We start from the raw sequence: 3,680 nt of genomic DNA, 5'->3' as shown, positions 1-3,680 counted from the left end.
GTCCCTTTTAGGGCGGGGAGGATGTCAACTGGAGCTTCAGCTAGCCGAAGATTGGTAGTTAGTACAGCAACAATGACAGTCCGAATTCGGCTTTGATTAAAGATGATTGCTGACAATACCAGACCACTGCACTTTTTTCTGCTTTTCCCGCCGGTAAGAAAAGAAATACTCTGGAGTTTGATAAGTACAATAAGGGGCGATCGCCATCTGTTCCACACTCATTCCCAATTGTTCCAACTGTAAAGCATTCACCCGGCGCACATCCAATCTCACTCGTTCTGGATTTGGATCTGGGAGTAAGGGAGAATTTGGTAGCTCGTGCAATGCAGCTAAAATTGCTTTTTCTTCGTTTTGTGGTATAATGCTACCACCTACTTCAGCCGCGACTTGTTCGGAGACTTGATAAACTTCACCGGCGATCGCAGGTCCCATTGCTATTCGTAAATCTTGAAGTCTGCTACCTTGTGCTTGCATGCGAGTGATGGCTTGCGGTACTATCTTGAGTGCGGTACCACGCCAACCTGCATGGACTGCTGCAACTTGTCCGGTTTTCTGATCAGCAATGAGGACAGGCGTGCAGTCAGCGGTTGCAACCCAAACTGCTTGCAGAGGTTGATCGGATATTAACCCATCTCCTGATACCAAGGCGGAATCACCTTCTCTATCAATGTCTTCGCCAGCTTCTGCTAACTTAGCCACAATTTCTGTTGGAGTCAGAACGGTATTGCCATGTACCTGTTTTAAGCGATAAACTGATGCCTCTGGATGCAGCACCTTTGTGAGTTCTGACGGATAACGAGGTGAAAACTGCTGAGTAAAAAAGCCATGATGCCAGGGTTCCAGTAGACTACAAGTTAAATAAGGTAACCCGAACCAAGTGCGCCAGTGCCAAGCGTGCATCTTTAACCAAACCTAAAAACAAAATAAATCGCAGTCAATTTATCCTAACACTTGTCAATTTAGGTAAACTACTGTGGGATTGGATCGGCAAAAGTTAGAAGCTGCCCTTCAAACAGGGCGCAAAAATCCTTATTTACAATTTTCGCTACATCTTTTTGACACTGTTTGTTCAACAAACAAAGTTCTTTGGGATTTACTAGCCCAAGGGGCTGAATCCGGATGTGTTGCGATCGCCACTCAGCAGACAGCAGGAAGAGGACAACGGGATCGTCAATGGATGTCATTACCTGGGGGATTGTATCTTTCGGTAGGAATAACTCACACTCATAAAGCTACAGAAAATCCAAGCGCTTTTTGCCTTCCCAAATTATACGCACACAACAGCTACCAACTCACACTGGCGATTGCTTGGGGAATTACTCAACAATTGCGAAGCTGTGGCGTTCCTGTCCTGATAAAATGGCCCAATGATTTGATATTAACAAGTCGAAAGCTAGGCGGTATTTTAACCCAAACCAAAGTGCAGCAGGGACAAATCACCCAAGCAGTGATTGGTGTGGGTGTAAATTGGGTAAACTCTGTACCAGAAACCGGAATAAATCTGGAAATGTGGCAAGCACATCAGCATACCAAACCCGTCTCATGTTTGGAAAAGCTGATTGCTACAGTTTTAATTGGAATAGAATTCGGTATACAATGTCTATCTGAAGACGGAGTCAATATACTAATATCTCGTTATCTAGAGTTGCTGATGAACATGGGCGAGCAAGTCCACATCAATGACACTGTAGGTACTGTCATTGGCGTGACAAACACCGGGGAGCTTAAAGTTCGTATGGAAACATCGGAACTTAAATCAGTAAAAACACCAGAAATCTACCTTCAGCCCGGTACAATCAGTTTGGGTTACCGTCATTCTTCTGACTTAATCAAGTAAGAATTTTAGAACAGGAGATTGGAGAATCGGCTTGTAGTCAGAACTAAAGCTCTGACTATCCAAAGATCCCCAATCTACAATCTAAAACAGGCTGACTAATTACTGACTTAATTTTTTTAAGCTCAACAATACACAAAAACACCAAAAACGATGACGCAGCGCAATCACTCTGCCGAGAACCGTTTACATCAATTATGGCATAAATGCCTATCAACAAGACGCTTTGCGTCTACGCTCCCAGCACAAAGTCTCGCTTGGCTTGGCAGTATTAGTATGCTAAGCAATGGTGGCTTGGTGTTTGCTCAAACTGAATCAGCAATAGACAATATTGTTCCCACTGCTGAAAGTTCTCAACCAGAACCATCTGCAAATATTCTTAAAAGAGATACTGTTGAACGAAACAATAAGCCCTCTACAGTGGAAGGTACACAATCACAATCTGAATTTTCTCAACGCCGATTCAGACTCAGACAGAGACTGTCTAAGACAAAAAGGTCGAATCCTGTAGTGGTTCTCAGAAAATTTAAACGTCAATCACAAGATTCACAACCAGTCACTATCAGAAAGTTTAAACTCCAAGCAGAAGTTTCTGTACCTACTCAAAGTGTGAGTAAATGGAGAGCAAGGTTAGAGAGAAAACCTCAACTAGAGGTTTTGCAGTCTATCTCAAGAGTGAGAAGGGAAGAATCTACACCAGAACTTTCCCAACAGAACAACTCATCTGCTTACTCTGCTAATAATTCTACCCCGAAAGATTACAACAACGCCTACCTTGACCCGAATGATTATCCAGTAAGTGATACCAAGAAGTATGAATCACCAAATTCTGTGGCCGTCACACAAAGAGTGGGTCGTTGTAAAACAATTATAGGGCAAAATATTCCAAACAGCGTTTGTGCCAGGGTTCCATTTCAAAATCGGCTAAACGCTCATGCAAAGACTGAATCACAACCCAGAAAAACACCCAGTTGGATTAGAAAAAGCAAAGCGACTACATTCGCAACTGTTCCGCCAGTCAGGCGTGTTGCTACAGAAGAGCGAAACTCAGTTGTACATTCTACTCCTCGCAGCTATAAGAATGTGACGACTCGTGTAAGGCGGCGTCGCAGTTTTCATACAGCTTCTAGTAGTGTAACTAAAGAAACATATCGCTCGAACCGATTGATCCCCAACTTAAACCCCACCACGACAGTTAGTTCCGTACCGATTGCGCCAGCCGCTGGGGCTTTACCATTACCGATGACATCGGAAAATGTTGCTCCTCGCGCTAGTAATGTTACTTACGACATTCCTTTGGCATCAGTCTTGCCACAAGTCAACTACAGCAATTTTTATGGTGGTAGACTTGCAAGCGGACCGGGATTAATGTATCCGCTTTCACTCCCCTCTGCGATTAGTTCTGTGTTTGGTTGGCGAATTCATCCGATTACAGGCGATCGCCGTTTCCACACTGGTACAGACATAGGCGCAGCTACAGGAACACCTGTTTTAGCAGCTTATTCTGGTAAGGTAGAGAGTGCGGATTGGTTGGGCGGTTACGGTATGACTGTAATACTAAACCACAATAGTGCGCAACAAACTCTTTACGGTCACATGTCAGAAATTTTTGTGCAGCCCGGACAATGGGTGGAAAAGGGAACCGTTATTGGACGAGTTGGTAGCACTGGTTTATCCACAGGTCCCCATTTACACTTTGAGGTACGTCAGTTGACACCCGAAGGATGGGTTGCGACTGATCCAGGTACTCAATTAGAGTACGCCCTCGGTCAATTAATTCAATCTTTACAGACATCTCAAACTCTCCAGCAACCAGGTAGCTAGGGGGGGTAGGGGGAGTTGGGGG

Annotated in this window: 3 protein-coding genes; 2 read left to right on the top strand and 1 reads right to left on the bottom strand. The window is 44.4% G+C overall.

Features of this window, described 5'->3' with window-relative positions:
* Nucleotides 1-96: 96 nt before the first annotated feature.
* The gene (gene pgeF, locus DP117_RS33730) at nucleotides 97-900 is read right to left on the bottom strand and encodes a peptidoglycan editing factor PgeF (protein ID WP_169222508.1); all 804 of its coding nucleotides are present in this window, start codon (nucleotides 898-900) and stop codon (nucleotides 97-99) included.
* Between the two features lie 73 nt (nucleotides 901-973).
* Between pgeF and DP117_RS33725 the strand changes: the two genes are divergently transcribed.
* The gene (locus tag DP117_RS33725; protein WP_169222507.1) at nucleotides 974-1,837 is read left to right on the top strand and encodes a biotin--[acetyl-CoA-carboxylase] ligase; all 864 of its coding nucleotides are present in this window, start codon (nucleotides 974-976) and stop codon (nucleotides 1,835-1,837) included.
* A 150-nt stretch (nucleotides 1,838-1,987) separates the two neighbouring features.
* Nucleotides 1,988-3,658: a M23 family metallopeptidase gene (locus DP117_RS33720; protein WP_169222506.1), complete on the top strand. Its 1,671-nt coding sequence runs from the start codon at nucleotides 1,988-1,990 to the stop codon at nucleotides 3,656-3,658.
* The last annotated feature ends 22 nt before the right edge of the window (nucleotides 3,659-3,680 follow it).

Source organism: Brasilonema sp. UFV-L1, assembly GCF_012912105.1.
Lineage (GTDB): Bacteria > Cyanobacteriota > Cyanobacteriia > Cyanobacteriales > Nostocaceae > Brasilonema.
The sequence above is the reverse complement of the archived record's forward strand: the minus strand, read 5'-3'. Positions and strand labels throughout refer to the sequence as shown.

Bases quoted from the DNA above. Each gene is read 5' to 3' on its own strand.
- pgeF (WP_169222508.1), bottom strand. From the start codon at position 900: ATGCACGCTTGGCACTGGCGCACTTGGTTCGGGTTACCTTATTTAACT.
- DP117_RS33720 (WP_169222506.1), top strand. From the start codon at position 1,988: ATGACGCAGCGCAATCACTCTGCCGAGAACCGTTTACATCAATTATGG.